Origin of the sequence: Demequina sp., assembly GCF_024642165.1 — a bacterium.
In the GTDB taxonomy this organism is placed as follows: Bacteria; Actinomycetota; Actinomycetes; order Actinomycetales; family Demequinaceae; genus Demequina.
Genome location: NZ_JAHEBP010000044.1, coordinates 1 through 15,149, shown reverse-complemented (window position 1 = coordinate 15,149; position 15,149 = coordinate 1). Strand labels below are relative to the sequence as shown.

15 protein-coding genes and 1 pseudogene are annotated in these 15,149 nt (G+C 72.4%); 8 read left to right on the top strand and 8 right to left on the bottom strand.

All coding sequences use genetic code 11. The features are described from left to right. A pseudogene (locus Q0L54_RS05850) lies at positions 1-429 on the bottom strand (hypothetical protein); the annotation flags it as partial. Positions 430-543: 114 nt separating this feature from the next. On the opposite strand from Q0L54_RS05850, the gene Q0L54_RS05845 reads away from it, so the two are divergent. Continuing rightward, a complete protein-coding gene (locus Q0L54_RS05845) occupies positions 544-1,053 on the top strand; it encodes a hypothetical protein (RefSeq protein ID WP_296666184.1) in 510 nt (169 codons plus the stop codon). A 27-nt stretch (positions 1,054-1,080) separates the two neighbouring features. Here Q0L54_RS05845 and Q0L54_RS05840 read toward each other — a convergent pair whose 3' ends face one another. After that, positions 1,081-1,293, bottom strand: coding sequence for a helix-turn-helix domain-containing protein (locus tag Q0L54_RS05840; protein ID WP_296666183.1), 213 nt, complete (start codon positions 1,291-1,293; stop codon positions 1,081-1,083). 109 nt (positions 1,294-1,402) lie between these two features. Here Q0L54_RS05840 and Q0L54_RS05835 point away from each other — a divergent pair, with 109 nt between their 5' ends. The 3 genes from Q0L54_RS05835 to Q0L54_RS05825 are packed head-to-tail and all read left to right on the top strand — an operon-like array spanning position 1,403 to position 3,637. Continuing rightward, positions 1,403-2,008: a hypothetical protein gene (locus Q0L54_RS05835; RefSeq protein ID WP_296666181.1), complete on the top strand. Its 606-nt coding sequence runs from the start codon at positions 1,403-1,405 to the stop codon at positions 2,006-2,008. After that, positions 2,008-3,192, top strand: coding sequence for a hypothetical protein (locus Q0L54_RS05830; protein ID WP_296666180.1), 1,185 nt, complete (start codon positions 2,008-2,010; stop codon positions 3,190-3,192). Before Q0L54_RS05835 ends, Q0L54_RS05830 begins: the two co-directional genes overlap by 1 nt. A 4-nt stretch (positions 3,193-3,196) precedes the next feature. Continuing rightward, on the top strand, positions 3,197-3,637 hold the full coding sequence (locus Q0L54_RS05825) for a hypothetical protein (RefSeq protein WP_296666178.1): 441 nt from the start codon (positions 3,197-3,199) through the stop codon (positions 3,635-3,637). Positions 3,638-3,655: 18 nt separating this feature from the next. Here the strand turns inward: Q0L54_RS05825 and hisN are convergent, their stop codons facing one another. Next, positions 3,656-4,441, bottom strand: a complete 786-nt coding sequence (gene hisN / locus Q0L54_RS05820) for a histidinol-phosphatase (RefSeq protein ID WP_296666177.1) — start codon at positions 4,439-4,441, stop codon at positions 3,656-3,658. Between the two features lie 43 nt (positions 4,442-4,484). Beyond that, positions 4,485-5,504, bottom strand: coding sequence for a ribosome small subunit-dependent GTPase A (rsgA, locus tag Q0L54_RS05815; RefSeq protein WP_296666176.1), 1,020 nt, complete (start codon positions 5,502-5,504; stop codon positions 4,485-4,487). 140 nt (positions 5,505-5,644) lie between these two features. Here rsgA and Q0L54_RS05810 point away from each other — a divergent pair, with 140 nt between their 5' ends. Further along, positions 5,645-6,628 (top strand): Gfo/Idh/MocA family oxidoreductase, encoded by a 984-nt coding sequence (locus Q0L54_RS05810; RefSeq protein WP_296666174.1) that lies wholly within the window; start codon positions 5,645-5,647, stop codon positions 6,626-6,628. Positions 6,629-6,649: 21 nt separating this feature from the next. Here the strand turns inward: Q0L54_RS05810 and aroA are convergent, their stop codons facing one another. Further along, positions 6,650-7,960 carry a 3-phosphoshikimate 1-carboxyvinyltransferase gene (aroA, locus tag Q0L54_RS05805; RefSeq protein ID WP_296666172.1) on the bottom strand — a complete coding sequence of 437 codons (1,311 nt, stop codon included), beginning with the start codon at positions 7,958-7,960 and terminating at the stop codon, positions 6,650-6,652. Beyond that, entirely contained in the window at positions 7,957-8,475 is a 519-nt protein-coding gene (locus Q0L54_RS05800) for a DoxX family membrane protein (RefSeq protein WP_296666170.1), read from the bottom strand. Before Q0L54_RS05800 ends, aroA begins: the two co-directional genes overlap by 4 nt. Before the next feature lie 154 nt (positions 8,476-8,629). Here Q0L54_RS05800 and Q0L54_RS05795 point away from each other — a divergent pair, with 154 nt between their 5' ends. The 3 genes from Q0L54_RS05795 to Q0L54_RS05785 all read left to right on the top strand — a co-directional run bounded on the left by Q0L54_RS05795 (position 8,630) and on the right by Q0L54_RS05785 (position 10,894). Then, positions 8,630-9,241: a sigma-70 family RNA polymerase sigma factor gene (locus tag Q0L54_RS05795; protein WP_296666169.1), complete on the top strand. Its 612-nt coding sequence runs from the start codon at positions 8,630-8,632 to the stop codon at positions 9,239-9,241. After that, positions 9,228-9,479: a mycothiol system anti-sigma-R factor gene (gene rsrA / locus Q0L54_RS05790; protein ID WP_296666168.1), complete on the top strand. Its 252-nt coding sequence runs from the start codon at positions 9,228-9,230 to the stop codon at positions 9,477-9,479. Before Q0L54_RS05795 ends, rsrA begins: the two co-directional genes overlap by 14 nt. Positions 9,480-9,805: 326 nt before the next feature. Continuing rightward, positions 9,806-10,894, top strand: a complete 1,089-nt coding sequence (locus tag Q0L54_RS05785) for a type IV pilus twitching motility protein PilT (protein ID WP_296666167.1) — start codon at positions 9,806-9,808, stop codon at positions 10,892-10,894. A gap of 25 nt (positions 10,895-10,919) precedes the next feature. Here the strand turns inward: Q0L54_RS05785 and Q0L54_RS05780 are convergent, their stop codons facing one another. After that, positions 10,920-11,516, bottom strand: coding sequence for a GDSL-type esterase/lipase family protein (locus Q0L54_RS05780; protein ID WP_296666166.1), 597 nt, complete (start codon positions 11,514-11,516; stop codon positions 10,920-10,922). Further along, positions 11,513-15,149 (bottom strand): multifunctional oxoglutarate decarboxylase/oxoglutarate dehydrogenase thiamine pyrophosphate-binding subunit/dihydrolipoyllysine-residue succinyltransferase subunit (locus Q0L54_RS05775; RefSeq protein ID WP_296666164.1); only part of this gene is annotated, 3,637 nt, incomplete at its 5' end. The genes Q0L54_RS05775 and Q0L54_RS05780, both read right to left, overlap by 4 nt.

Here is a 15,149-nt window from a genome sequence, read left to right as displayed (position 1 = left end):
TGTCGCGGTGGCAGGCGTAGCTGTGCTCGGAGCCGCGGAGGTCTCGACGGGTGCGGCGGGCGAAGGCTCGGTGGGCAGCCACCCCCCGGATGGCGGCGGATCGGCGGCGTGCGCGGCTCCTACACCCAGCACGGTCACCGCCAACCCCGCCGCGAGGGAACGGGCGAGCCGCCCGGTCCACGCCGGGGCGGCTCGCCCGCGCAGGCGGGCCGCAAGCGCGGCGACCACCTCGAGGGTGAACCGTCCCGCCGCGAGGGCGCCCATCGCGCCCAGGACCACGAGGAGCGCATCGGCCGCCTCCCACACCCGCCAGTCGACGCGGACCGCGGTGTGCCACGCGAGCACGGCCGCTGCGCCTCCCAGCACAGGGACGGATGCCGCCGCCCAGCGAAGGGCCGCCGGGCTCTCGGGTGCCGTGGCTGCGTTCATCGTCGCCTCATTTCGTATTGTTTGATGTTGTTTGATAACACATGGTGTAGTCGAGTGCCGTCGGTTTGTCCACCGGGGGCGGCGCATTGTGGACGGCGCGGCTACCGTGGCGCCATGCGCTGGGAGTTGCTTTTCGCGGACCTCGAGGCGAGGGTGGACGCCGCTGAGCGCGCCGATCTCGACGTGGAGATCGCGGAGCGCACGCGCGACGAGAGGGCCGGCATCGAGTTGGCCGGGCGCCTGGTGCACGCCCGTGGCGAGTCCGTGACAGTCACGGTGCGCGGCGGCGCGCGGGTCTCCGGGTCGATCGCGGACGCGGCCGGAACCTGGGTGCTGCTCGCGACCGCGGGGGGCGACGCCCTGGTACCCCTCGTGGCGGTCGCCGCCATCGAGGGCATCGGTCATCGGGCCTCGCCGCTCACTCACGTCGAGACCCGGCTGCCCGTCTCATCCGTGCTGCGTGAGCTCGCCGAGACCCGCGCGGCGGTGCTGGTCGAGACCGATGGCGGCGCCTGGCAGGGCCGGATCGCCGCGGTCGGCAGCGATCATCTCGACCTCGACGGCCCGGGGGGACTGCGGGCGATCCCGCTCCGCGCGGTGCTCGTGGTGAGGGCCCGGGGCTAGGCGTCGCAGCCCTCGGGTCGCCGCGAACTAGCGGGTCTCGCGCTCCTTCGCCTGCTCGCGCGTGGCGGCGTACTGGCGCTCGATGTAGGCCTCGAGCTGCGTCTCCTCGACGCGCCATTGGCCGCGCCCGCCCACCTGGATCGCGGGCAGGTCTCCGGTGCGTACGAGGGCATACGCCTGCGGCGAGGAGATGTTGAGGATCTCCTGGACGTCGCTGAGCTTGAGGAACCGGGGCGGCACCTCGCCATTGTGGCACGGGGCACGTGCGGCCGTCCCGCCGTCCACAGGCCTTCCCTGGTCCCGTGTCACCAGGCATGATGGCCCTATCCGAGCAGGAGGGGGGCCTGCCATGACCGACGTGCGTCCGGTAGCGGCGCGGCTGCGGCGGCCGGGGTGGAAGGACCCACGGCTGATCGTGGGCGTGCTGCTGGTCGCCGTGGCCGTGGTCGCCGTGGCGACCATGCTCCGCGCCGCGGACCGCACCGCGCCCCTCTACTCGGCTCACGGCACCCTGGTGCCCGGCACCGTGCTCGACGAGTCGAACGTCGCCGTCGCGCACGTGCGCGTGGGCGACGGCTACCTCTCCGCGCCGGACGAGGCGCCTTGGGATCGAGTGGTCACACGGACCATCGGCGACGGCGAGCTCATCCCCGCGGGTGCGGTGGTCGATCGCGAGGACTTCGGCGGCCGTCCCGTCGCCGTGACCGCGAGCGCGCCGGTCTCGGAGGCCGTGCGGCCGGGCGCGCTCGTCGACGTGTGGGTGACGCGCGACGGCGACCCGCCGGCCTCGGAGCGGGTGGGTGAGTCCCTGGTCGTGGCCGCCGTCGACCGCGACGAGGGCGCGTTCGGCGTGGGTGGCGAGACGGTCTACGTCGTGGTCGATGCCGACGGCGTGGGCGCCATGCTCGACGCGCTCGCCTCCGCCGGCGAGGTCGCGGTGGTGGGGATCGGCTGATGGGCCGCGTGGGCGTGGTGGTCGCCGTGCGCGGCGCGCAGGAGGCCGAGGTGGTGGCGGGGATCGACGCCCACCCGGGCCTGACCGTGGTGCGCCGATGCGCGGACCTGGCCGAGGCCGTCGCAGTGGCGCGCGCGGGGCTGGGCTCCGTGGTGATCGTCTCCGACCAGCCGCACCTCGACCGCGACGCGCTCGCGTCGATCCGAGACGCGGGCGTCGGGGTGGTCGGCGTCGGCACCGGCGCGGGCCGGGACAGGCTCGTCGCCCTCGGAGTCCCGGTGCCCAGCGGGCCGCTCGCCGACGCCGTACTCGCCTCCGCGACCCGCACCCCGCCGGTGCTCGTGGCCCCGCCCCGGCGCGGCGGCGGGGTGATCATCGCGGTGTGGGGCACCGGGGGCGCGCCCGGGCGCACCACCGTGGCCGTCAACGCGGCGGCGGAGTGCGCCCTCGCGGGGCATCGCACCCTGCTGGTCGACCTCGACACCTACGGGGCGTCGGTGGCGACCGTGCTGGGACTTTCGGACGAGGTGCCCGGCCTCGCCGCGGTGACCCGCGCCGCGGTGCGCGGCGAGGATCCCGCCTCCCTGCTCGAGCGGCACGCGTTGGACGTCGCGCCTCGGTTCAGGGTGCTCACCGGACTCACCCGGGCGGCGCGGTGGCCCGAGGTCACCCCGGCGGGGCTCGAGCGGCTGTGGCCCGCCCTGCGCGCCGCGGCCGACGTGGTGGTGGTGGACGTGGCCGCCGCGGTCCAGTCATCGGACGGCGACGGGGTCGAGGGCCGCGCCCCGCGGCGCGACGCGGCCACCGCCTGCGCGCTGGACGAGGCGGATCTGGTGCTCGCCGTGGGTGGCGCGGAGCCGCCCCAGTTGGTGCGGCTGGTCCAGACGCTGCTCGACGTCGACGGGCCGCCTCCCGTGGTCGCCGTCAACCGCATCCGCTCCTCCGTGGCCGGGGGCAGCCCGGAGGACGCCATCGCGGCCGCCCTGGGCCGGCACGCGGGGATCGCGGAGGTGTGGCCGCTGCCGTGGGACCTGCGCGCCTGCGACGCGGCGCTGCGTGACGGCCGGGTGCTCGCCGAGGCGGCGCCCCGCTCACCGCTGCGCCGCGCGATCTCGTCGATGACGGCCGCGCTGGTGGACGCCGCGCGCGCCTCGCAGGGAGCGTCGGCGGCGGTGACAGACTGAAGGCATGCGCGTGTACCTGCCCTCGACCGTCACCGACCTCCCGCGTTGCACGGACGGCCACTGGGAGCCGCCCGTGGGCTACGCCGTCACCGAGCGCCTCCTCCAGATCGCGGCGAGCGACGATGCCGATGAGCTCGCCGAGCTCGCGCGCTCCGTCGCCGCCAGCGCCTCGGTCATCGAGCACGGTTCGGCGCTCAGGGTCGTGGTGGTCGCGGAGCTCACGCGCGCCGAGCTGGACGCGGACCCGGACCTGCACCCGGCGGCCGTGCGCCTCTCCGAGCGCGTGCCCGCCTCCGCCATCGCGTGCGCCTTCGTCGACGAGCCGGGTGCGGCAGAGGACGTCCGTGCCGCGGTCGCGGGTGACGACGACGCGCTCGCGCGTCTCGACGAGCGCGACCTGCTCTGGTACGACGCCACCGAGCTGGGTCACGTGCCCGTTCTCTGACGGGCCGCGCGACGATCGCTAGGCGAGGCGGCGCAGCGCCTCATCGTGCAGCAGCCCGTTGGTGACCAACGCGTTGCCGCCGTGTGGGCCCGGCGTCCCGTCGACGCCGGTGAAGCGCCCCCCGGCCTCCTCGACGATCGGCACCAGGGCCGCCATGTCGTACAGCGCGAGCTCGGGTTCGGCGGCGATGTCGACGGCGCCCTCGGCCACCAGCATGTAGCTCCAGAAGTCGCCGAAGGCGCGCGTGCGCCGGACGTCGCGCAGGAGCCCCATGAAGGGCTCGAGGGAGCCGTGCGCCTCCCATTCGGCCAGGTCGGAGTAGGACAGGGAGGCCTCCGACAGCGTGGAGACGTCCGAGACGCGGATGCGCCGCGCGGTGGCCTCGGACTGGCCGGCCCATGCACCCTGGCCCCGCGCGGCGAACCAGCGCCGGTGCAGCGCGGGCGCGCTCGCGACGCCCACCACCACGTCGTCGCCGTCGAGCAGCGCGATGAGAGTGGCCCAGACGGGGACGTCGCGGATGAAGTTCTTGGTGCCGTCGATCGGGTCGATCACCCAGCGCCGCGCGGCGTCGCCGGACGTGCCGTACTCCTCACCCACGATCGCGTCGTGGGGACGGTGCTGGCCCAGCAGCCGGCGCACGGTCTGCTCGGCCGCGCGGTCGACGGCGGTCACCGGGGTGTCGTCCGGCTTGGTCTCCACCGTGAGGTCCCCAGTGGCGAAGTTCGCGAGGGTGAGGCGGTCCACCTCGTCGGCGATGGCGAGCGCCAGCAGCAGGTCGTCGGCGTAGGGTCCGGAAGTCATGCGCTCAGGCTACCGGCGGCCCCGGGAGGGACGATGCGGGGCGTCAGTACGCGTCGCCCGCCGCCCGGGAGGCCAGCAGCCGCCGGATCGAGTCCACGCGGGTGCGCCGGTCCGCGTCCTCGGCGGCCCACGCGTCGAGCTCGCAGCCGGCGGCGGCGGACTCGTGCGAGCACGCGCGCGGGCAGTGCTCATCCGCGGCCGCCGCGACGTCGGGGAACGCGAGGATGAAGTGCGCGGGGTCCACGTGCGCGAGGCCGAAGGACCGGATGCCCGGGGTGTCGACGATCCAGCCACCGCTGGGCACCTCGTACCGGATGGCCGAGGTGGAGGTGTGCCGCCCGCGGCCCGTGACGTCGTTGACCACGCCCACGGCGCGCCCCGCATCGGGCACCAGCGCGTTGACGAGCGTCGACTTGCCCACTCCCGAGTAGCCCACCAGGACCGTGGTGATCCCGTGCAGCTCCTGCCGGAACCGCACGAAGCCAGGGTCCGCCTCGGGGCCGCCCTCGCGCCGCACCGAGGTCTCGATGACGGTCACGCCCAGCGGCTCGTACGCGGCGCGCAGGTGGTCCGCGCTCGCGAGGTCCGCCTTGGTGAGCACCAGCACGGCGGTCATGCCCGCGTCGAACGCGGCCACCAGGCAGCGGTCGATCATCCGCGGGTTGGGCTCCGGATCGGCCAAGGCGGTGACGATCGCGAGCTGGTCCGCGTTGGCCACCACCACCCGCTCCGCGGGGTCCGTGTCGTCCGCGGTGCGACGCAGCGAGTTGCGCCGCTCGTCGCGGCGCACCACGCGGGCCAACGTGTCCGCGCGGCCCGAGGTGTCGCCCACCACGCCCACGTGGTCGCCGATCACCAGCCCGCGTCGCCCGAGCTCGCGCGCCTTGACGGCCATCACCACCGCATCGTCCACCTGCACCGTGTAGCGCCCGCGGTCCACGGCGATCACGGTGCCGTCCACCGCGTTCTCATGCGCCGGTCGGATCTTGGTGCGGGGCCTCGATCCACGCCGGGTGGGCCGCACCCGTGCATCGGACTCGTCGTAGCGGCTCCAGTCGCTCACGCATGGTCCGGGGTCGAGGGCATGCCCCCAGCGTACCGAGCGCCCCGGCGCCGGGGCGCTGACCGCCCCCGGCCCCTACGCTGGAGTGAGGCCGGCGACGCGGACGTCCCCCGCCTCGCCATGGAGGAGAGAGGTGGCGCGTGGACCGCACGCTGAGGATCGCCGTGGTGGGCACCGGGGGATGGGCGGAGCAGCACGCCCGCATCTTCTCGCGGCGCCCGGACACGGAACTGGTGGCGATCGTGGGTCGCAACCAGGCTCGCACCGCGACCCGGGCGGCGGCCTACGGAGCCGCGCCGTTCACGGACGTCGACTCGATGCTCGACGCCGCGCGCCCGGACCTGGTGACCGTCTGCCTGCCCAACGAGGCGCACTTCGAGCCCACGATGCACCTGCTGCGCCGGGACGTCCCGCTGCTGGTCGAGAAGCCGCTGGTGTTCGAGCTCGACGAGGCCGATGCGCTGCTCGCCGAGGCCGAGGCGCGCGGGCTGTTCTTCGCGATCAATCTCAATCACCGGTTCGCCGAGCCGGTGCAGCGCGCCAAGGCGGCTATCGACGCGGGCGAGCTGGGCGACCCGGTGTTCGCGACGTGGCGGTTCGGGGGCGAGCCGAACTTCGGCACCAGCCCGCACGCGAACCTCATCGAGACCCAGGTCCACGGGATCGACATGCTCGAGCACCTGTGCGGGCCCGTGTCCTCGGTGATGGCGCAGATGACGGACCTCACGCGCCCCGGCACGTACACGACTCTGGCCGTGGCGTTGACCTTTGCCAGCGGCGCGGTCGGCAGCCTGGTGGGCAGTTACGACTCGTCGTACGCATACCCGGACACCCACATGGTCGAGGTCAACGGCACGGGTGGGCGGCTGCTGATCGAGGACACCGTCAAGCGCCTGACCGTGTCGACGGCGGGCGAGGCGACGAGGCGGGTGTGGGAGGCCGGCTACTTCGACGACGAGGCGCGCACCTTCGCCTTCACGTTCGATCGGCACGTGGAGGCGCTGCTGGCCGCCTTCCGGGCCGGCGAGGAGCCGCCGGTGCACGCTCGCGAGGGCCGGCGTGCGCTCGCGGTGGCGCACGGCATCATCAGGTCCTTCGAGACGGGCGCGCGCGTGGCGGTCTGAGAGCGGGCGGGGCGCTCGGGCTCAGGCGGCGTCGCCCAGCATCCCGGACCACATGGCGGGGAAGTCAGGCATGGTCTTGGCGGTGGTGCCCACGTTGCGCACGCCGATGCCGGGGACCGCGAGGCCCAGGATCGCCGCGAAGGTGGCCATGCGGTGGTCGTGATACGTCTCCATCACCGCGCCGGACAGCCCGCCTGCGGGCCGGCCGCCGAAGGTCAGCGAGTCGGCGTCGGCCGTGCACTCGCCGCCCAGACGCGTGACCTCGGCCGCGATCGCCGCCAGGCGGTCGGTCTCGTGGCCGCGCAGGTGGCCGATCCCGCGGAGGCGCGAGGGGCCGTCGGCGAGCGCGCACAGCGCCGCGATGGTGGGGGTGATCTCGCCGGCGGGGGAGAGGTCCGCGTCGATGCCGCGGATCGCACCGGCCGACGTCACCGTCATCACGTCCGCGTCGAGGCGGCATTCCGCGCCCATGCGGGTGAGCAGCTCGGGATAGAGAGCGCCGGGCTGGGTGGTCGCCGAGGGCCACCCGGGAATCCGCACCGTGCCGCCCGCGACCAGGGCGGCGGCCATGAACGGGCCGGCGTTCGACAGGTCGGGCTCGACCCGGACGTCGCCCAGGTGGAGCGGGCCCGGATGGACCACCCAGGTGCGGGAGTCGGGCTGGTCCACGAGCACGCCCGCGGCGCGTAGCGTCTCGCAGGTCATGTCGATGTGGGGCAGGCTCGGCAGCGTCGCGCCGATGTGGCGGATGGTGAGACCGTGGGCGAGTCGCGGCGCGGTGAGCAGCAGGCCGGTGACGAACTGCGACGACTCGGACGAGTCCACGTCGACCTCGGTGGGCAGGCTCTCGGGAGGCGAGACGGCGAACGGCAGGGTGCCGCGGCCGTCGTCGTCCACCGTGGCGCCCAGAAGCCTCAAGGCGTCGAGCAGGGGACCCATGGGACGCACCCGCGCTCCCTGGTCGCCGTCGAAGGTCACGCGGGCATCGGCCAGGAGCACGAGCGGAGGGACGAAGCGCATGACGGTGCCCGCCAGGCCGCAGTCGATCGACGCGCCGCCGCGGAGTGGCCCGGGTCGCACCCGCCATTCCTCCGTCGAGTCGTCCACGGCGACCCCGAGAGCCCGCAGGGCGGCGATCATGAGCTCGGAGTCTCGCGAGCGCAGGCCGCCGCGGATGGTCACGGGCTCCGCCGCCAGCGCTGCGAGCACCAGGTACCGGTTGGTGAGCGACTTCGAGCCGGGGATCGACACCGTCGCGTCGAGCGCGGCGTGTGCGACGGGCGCCTCCCAGACCTGCGCGGCGTCGGTTGGGGCGAGGGGGTCGCCGCTCACGCGGAGCGCTTCTTGGACCCCGCTGCCTTTGCTGCCACCTTGGCGTCCTTCGCCTTGGTCTTGGCGAGCGTCGCCTTCGCCTTGGCCTTGTCCTTGTGCGCCTTCTTGCGGGCGATGTGTCGCGGGCTGTGCCCCACGGCGGCCGCCAGCAGGACCCCGCCCACCAGGGAGACGTTCTTGAGGAACTGCTCGAGCTCCTGCGTCCTGCGCTCCTCGTCGGTCTCCTTCCAGAACGGATGCGCGTACGCGGCGGCGGCGCCCGCGAGCCCGGCGAGGCCCAGCGCGGCGAGCCGCGGGGTGCGTGACAGCGCCAGCATCGACGCGAGCGCCACGCTCGCGGCGCCGTGGAACTTCACGAGGTCGACGGCCTTGACCTCCTCGAGGCCGATCTCCTTGAGAGCCGGTTCGACGGTGGGAGCGATGCGGGCGGCAGGCTCCTCCGGCTCGAGGTAGGTCTGGACGCCTTCGTAGACGAACCACGAGGCGAGCAGCGGACGGGCGAGAGCGCGCAACATGCCTCCTACGCTACCAAGCCGCGCGGCCCGCGTCAGGGCGCCGGGGAATGAACGGCACACACCCGCCGTTCCCCCTTGCGTGACGACCTCCGTGGACACCGGCTCGCCTGCGCGTTCCGCCGCGCCTTCGCGCGCCGGGGTACGCTCGCAGGCGATGAGCGACGTAGCAGAGTTCGATTTCGAGACCGAGGCGCTGTCCTACATGGATCAGCTGTACGCCGCCGCCCTGCGCATGACGCGCAACGGCGCGGACGCTGAGGACCTGGTGCAGGAGACCTTCGCGAAGGCCTTCGCGGCCCAGGACAAGTTCACGCCCGGCACCAACCTCAAGGCGTGGCTGTACAGGATCCAGACCAACGCCTTCATCAACACGTACCGCAAGAAGCAGCGGGAACCCAAGCGCTCGGATGCCGAGTCCGTCGAGGACTGGCAGCTGGCCGCCGCGGCGGAGCACACCTCGACCGGACTCGTCTCCGCCGAGGACACCGCACTCGACGGGCTGGGAGACGAGGAGATCCGCCGGGCGTTGTCCGAGCTCTCCGAGGACTTCCGGATGGCCGTCTACCTCTCCGACGTGGAGGGATTCGCATACAAGGAGATCGCTCAGATCATGGATACCCCCGTCGGGACCGTGATGTCGCGCCTCCACCGCGGCCGCAAGCTGCTGCGGGAGAAGCTGCGGGACTACGCCGCCGAGCGTGGTCTCTATGAGCGGACCCCGGTGAAGAAGAACAAGGACGGGGAGGCATGCCGTGCCCAAGCCTGAATGCGAGGAGGCCCTCGATCGCCTCTTCGAGTACATCGACCACGAGCTTCCCGATGAGGAGATCCACCGCATCGGGGACCACCTCAAGACGTGCCCACCGTGCGAGGCGGAGCACCAGATCAACGAGAAGATCAAGCGTCTGGTGAACCGCACCGGCCACGACGAGGCGCCCGACGAGCTCCGCATGCGGATTCTCGCCACCATCCGCGCCAGCCGCGACGTGGGCGCCACGGACTGACGGTCGCGACCGCCGCATCGTCCCTGTGCCCGCGGGGGCGCACCTGCCCGAAGACGACTGAAGCCGCATCGGCCATGCCGATGCGGCTTCGTCTATCCGGGCGGACGCGACTCAGGCGTTGGGCCGCTTGCCGTGGTTGGCGCCGGACTTCGCGCGCGACTTGCGCTTGCGGCCTCGCTTGCTCACTGCGTTCCCCTTTCTGGGCTCTGGAAAGACCCTCTATCCTCCCATACCTTGCGACTTCGTCACACCCCGCTTCTCCCACCGGGGCTCGCGGCGCTAGTGTCAGCCTCAAGCACTAGGCGGCGCCTGCCGATGGAGGATTCGTGAGCGATCAGCCCCAGTCAGTCATCCCCTTCCTGCACGCCCTCGCTTCGACGGGCGGCTCCGACCTGCACTGCAAGGTCGGGTCGGCGCCGCGAGTGCGCGTCGACGGCCGTCTGCGCAAGCTGCAGGTGCCGCCCCTCACCAGCGAGGACACCCGCCACATGGTGGCGCAGGTGCTTCCCGAGGATCTGGTCGCGACGTTCCGCGACACCCACGAGGCGGACTTCGCATTCTCGCTGTCCGGCGTGGGCCGGTTCCGTGTGAACGCGTACGTCTCGCGTGGCACGGACTGCCTGGTGTTCCGGCGCGTGGCCGTGGGCGCCCAGAACTTCGAGGAGCTGGGCCTGCCGCCCGTGATCGCGGACCTGGCCCTCGAGCCCCGCGGGCTCGTGCTGGTCACCGGCCCCACCGGCTCGGGAAAGACCACCACCCTGGCCTCGATGATCGACCTCATCAACTCCTACCGTGAGGTGAACATCGTCACCATCGAGGACCCGATCGAGGTGCTCCACACGGACAAGAAGGCGATCATCTCCCAGCGTGAGGTGCGCTCGGACACGCTCGACTTCACCAATGCGCTCCGCGCCGCCATGCGCCAGGACCCCGACGTCATCATGGTGGGCGAGATGCGCGACATCGAGACGGTGCGCGCCGCCCTCTCGGCGGCGGAGACGGGCCACCTGGTGCTCGCAACCCTGCACACGGTGGACGCGCAGGACACCATCAACCGCATCGTCGACTTCTTCACCCCGCACGAGCAGAACCAGGTCAGGGCCACGCTGGCGCAGACCCTCCGCGGCATCGTCTCCCAGCGCCTCGTGCGCCGCGGCGACGGCACGGGCCGCACGCTCGTGGCCGAGGTGATGGTCAACACCGGCCGCACGGCGGAGGCGATCGTGGACCCCGCGAGCCAGCCGCCCATCCTCGACCTCATCGCGGACGGCGAGTACTACAAGATGCAGACGTTCGACCAGCACCTGTTCGAGCTGGTCCGCGACAACGTGGTCGCCCTCGACGACGCCGTCGCGATCGCGTCGCGTCCGCACGACCTCATGGTCGAGCTGCGCGGCGCCGGCGTGGTGGAGTAGTTCGCGGGACGATGCGGCGGCCGGGTCAGGCCGCCGGCGGCTCGATCCCGAGCCACGAGTGCCAGCGCGAGTGGAGCACGAGCCACGCCATGAGGCCGTAGCCCGCCTGCTGGGGCAGCGCATCGTGGCCCGTCGCCATGTCCGCCGCCCATTGGTCGTGCCGGGCGAGCGGGCCGTACATGTCGACGTACCCGACGCCGCGGCGGGAGGCCGCGTCCTCGCACACCGCCGCCAACTCCGCGATGCGCGGGTTGTCCTCCTCGCGGCCCGGCGGCGGCCCGGCGATGAGCGTCTCGAAGCCCAGCGCGTGCGCCCGGTCGAGGAAGTTGGCGATGTTGAGGCGCGTCATCGTGGGCGAGACGCTCCGCAGGACGTCGTGGCGGCCGATCGCGAACAGCACGAAGTTGGCGTCGGGCTCCGTGTGCCGGAGCCGCCGCAGCGCCTCCTCGTCCCAGCGGCTGGTGAGCTCGCCCGTGGTCTCGCGCGGCACCGCCAGGGTGTGGAACGCGAGGTCGGGCGCGAGCGGGAGCGTACGCGCGGCGACGCGGCCCGCCCATCCCAAGGCCTTGGGGTCCCCGTGGCCCGCGACCAGCTCGTCGCCCACGAGGAACATGTTCCTCATCGCGCGAACGCCCGCTCCACCAGGTCGCTCTGCTCCGCCACGTGCCGGGACGCGAGGCCGGATGCGGGCGACGCCGCGGCATTGCGAGACACCACCGCGACGGTGTGGCCGATGATCTGCGGCAGGGTGAGGGACATCTTGGACCACGCGCCCTGGTTCTGCGGCTCCTCCTGGACCCACATCACCTCGGCGCCGTCGAAGGCGGCGAGCGCCGCCTTGATGCCGTCGTGGTCGAGCGGGTACAGCTGCTCCAGGCGCACGATGGCGGTGGCGGTGTCGCCGGTGCGATCGCGCTCCGCCACCAGGTCGTAATACACCTTGCCCGCGCACAGCAGCACGCGGTCCACGCCCGCGGGGTCGACGGTCGCGTCGGGGATGACCGGGAGGAAGGTGCCGGTGGTGAAGTCCTCGACCGCGGACTGCGCCGCGCGCAGGCGCAGCATCGACTTGGGCGTGAACACCACCATCGGCTTGCGCGGCCGGTTGTACGCCTGCCGGCGCAGCAGGTGGAAGTAGCTGGCGGGCGTCGACGGCATCGCGGCGATCATGTTCTCCTCCGCGCACAGCTGGAGGAAGCGCTCGACGCGCGCGGACGAGTGGTCGGGTCCCTGGCCCTCGAAGCCGTGCGGCAGCAGCAGCACCACGGACGTGGACTGGGCCCACTTCTGCTCGGCGGAGGAGATGAACTCGTCGATGATGGTCTGCGCGCCGTTGACGAAGTCGCCGAACTGCGCCTCCCACAGGACCAGCGCGTCGGGACGCTCCACGGAGTAGCCGTACTCGAATCCCAGCACCGCGTATTCGGACAGCGACGAGTCGTAGATGTGCAGGCGACCCTGGTCGGAGGCGAGGTACAGCAGGGGAGTCCACTCGGCGCCCGTGCTGCGGTCGTGATACACCGCGTGGCGCTGGACGAACGTGCCGCGGCGGCTGTCCTGACCGGACATGCGGACGGGTACGCCCTCCTGGAGCAGCGTGCCGAACGCGAGGATCTCGCCGTAACCCCAGTCGATGCCGCCCTCGTGGCTCATCTGCTCACGCTTCTCGAGCAGCTTGGCGAGCTTGGGGTGGACGGTGAAGCCCTCGGGCGGTCGCACGTGGGCCTTGCCGATCCGCTCGATCTGGCTCGCCGCGACCGAGGTGCGCCAGCCCACCATCACCCCCGCGTCCGAGGACTGGGACGAGGGCAGCTCGAGGCCCGAGATCGATTCCGCGTCGGCCCGTGGCTTGAAGCCGTCGCGGGTCTCGATGAACACCCGCTCGAGCTGGGCGAGGTAGTCCTTCGAGACCGACTCCGCCTCCTCGGTGGTGATGTCGCCGCGGCGGATGAGGGACTCGGTGTACAGGTGACGCACGGACCTCTTGGCCTCGATGAGGTCGTACATGCGGGGCTGCGTCATCGAGGGGTCGTCACCCTCGTTGTGCCCGCGGCGGCGGTAGCACACCATGTCGACGATCACGTCGCGGCCGAACCGCTCGCGGTACTCGAAGGCGAGCCGGGCCGCGCGCACGCACGCCTCCGGATCGTCGCCGTTGACGTGGAAGATGGGGATCTGGAAGCCCTTGGCGATGTCCGTGCAGTAACGCGTCGACCGCGAGTTCTCCGGGCCGGTGGTGAAGCCCACCTGGTTGTTGATGATGACGTGCACGGTGCCGCCGGTGCGGTAGCCCTTGAGCATCGACATGTTGAGCGTCTCCTGCACCACGCCCTGCCCCGCGAACGCGGCGTCGCCGTGGATCAGGATCGGCAGCACCGGGTAGCCGTCCGTGGCGGGGTCCGCGCCGAGCGCGTCCAGCTTCGCGCGCACGATGCCCTCGAGGACCGGGTTGACGGCCTCCAGGTGCGAGGGGTTACCGGCCAGGTAGACGCGGGTGGTCGCGCCGGACTCGGCGGTGAACGTGCCCTCCGTGCCCAGGTGGTACTTGACGTCGCCCGAGCCCTGGACGGAGCCCGGCACCGCCGTGCCCTCGAACTCGGAGAAGATCTGGCCGTAGCTCTTCCCGGCGAGGTTCGCGAGCACGTTGAGACGGCCGCGGTGGGCCATGCCGATGCAGACCTCGTGCACGCCCGACTCCGCCGCCGCGCTCATCACCGAGTCGAGGAGCGGGATCAGGGATTCGCCGCCCTCGAGCGAGAACCGCTTCTGGCCCACGTACTTGGTCTGCAGGAAGGCCTCGAAGGCCTCGGCTGCGTTGAGGCGGTTGAGGATGCGCAGGTGCTCCTCGCGGCTGGGCTTGGTGTAGCCGTGCTCGAGGTGGTCCTGGAAGAACGAGCGCTGTTCGCGATCCGCGATGTGCATGTACTCGAGGCCGATGGTGCGGCAGTAGGCGTCGCGCAGGCGGCTGAGCACCTCGCGCATCCGCCAGTTGTTGCGGCTCGCGAAGCCGCCCGTCTCGTACGTGCGGTCGAGGTCCCACAGGGTGAGCCCGTGGGTCTGCACGTCGAGGTCGGGGTGCTTGCGGGGGCGCGAGGACAGCGGGTCCACATCCGCCATGAGGTGGCCGCGCGAGCGGTACGCGTGGATGAGCTCCGCGATCCGCGCCGGCTTGGCGGCCTCCGTCGCGGGGTCGGTGGCCGCGTCCTGCACCCAGCGCACGGGCTCGTAGGGCACCCGCATCGAGACGAAGACGCGGTCGTAGAATCCGTCGAGGCCCAGCAGCTTGCGGTGCACGAGGCCCAGGAACTCGCCCGACTGCGCCCCCTGGATGACGCGGTGGTCGTACGTCGAGGTGAGCGTCATGACCTTCGACACGCCCATGCGTGAGACGGTCTCCTCCGCGGCGCCCTGGAACTCCGCGGGGTAGTCCATCGAGCCGACGCCGATGATCGAGCCCTGGCCGCCCATGAGTCGCGGCACGGAGTGCACCGTCCCCAGCGTCCCCGGGTTCGTCAGCGTGATGGTGGTGCCCTGGAAGTCCGCCGCCTGCAGCGCCCCGGAGCGCGCGCGTCGCACCATGTCCTCGTACGCGTTCCAGAACTCGATGAAGTCCATGTGGTCGGCGCCCTTGATGGACGGGACCAGCAGCTGCCTGCTGCCGTCGGGGCGGGCCAGGTCGATCGCGAGCCCCAGGTTGACGCCCGCGGGCGTGAGCATGGCCGGCTTGCCGTCCTCCAGCGTGTACGCCACGTTCATGGCGGGGAATTCGGCGAGGGCCTCGACGATCGCGAAGCCGATGAGGTGGGTGAAGCTCACCTTGCCGCCGCGCGTGCGGGCGAGGTGGTTGTTGATGACCACACGATTGTCCATGATGAGCTTGGACGGGATGGTGCGCACGGACGTCGCGGTCGGCACCGCGAGGCTGGCCTCCATGTTCTCGACCACCCGCGCCGCGGGGCCGCGCAGGCGCGTGACGCCCTGCTCGACATCCTTGGCCTCGAGGGGTGAGTAGTCGGGGCTCTGCAGGTACGCGGCCGTGGGCGCCTGCGCCGTGGCGATGGGCTGCGTCGCGGTACCCAGGTCCGCGTCCGAGACCGGAGGAGCCGGGGCGGCTGCGGGCACCGGCGCGGTCGCCGGGGTCGCCTCAGCGGACGATGCGGCGGGTGCCGGGGACGATGCGGCGGGTGCCGGCGCATCGGTGCGGCCTGCCGGAGGGGGCGGCGGGGGAGGCGGGGCCTGCCGCGTGCTCACCGTC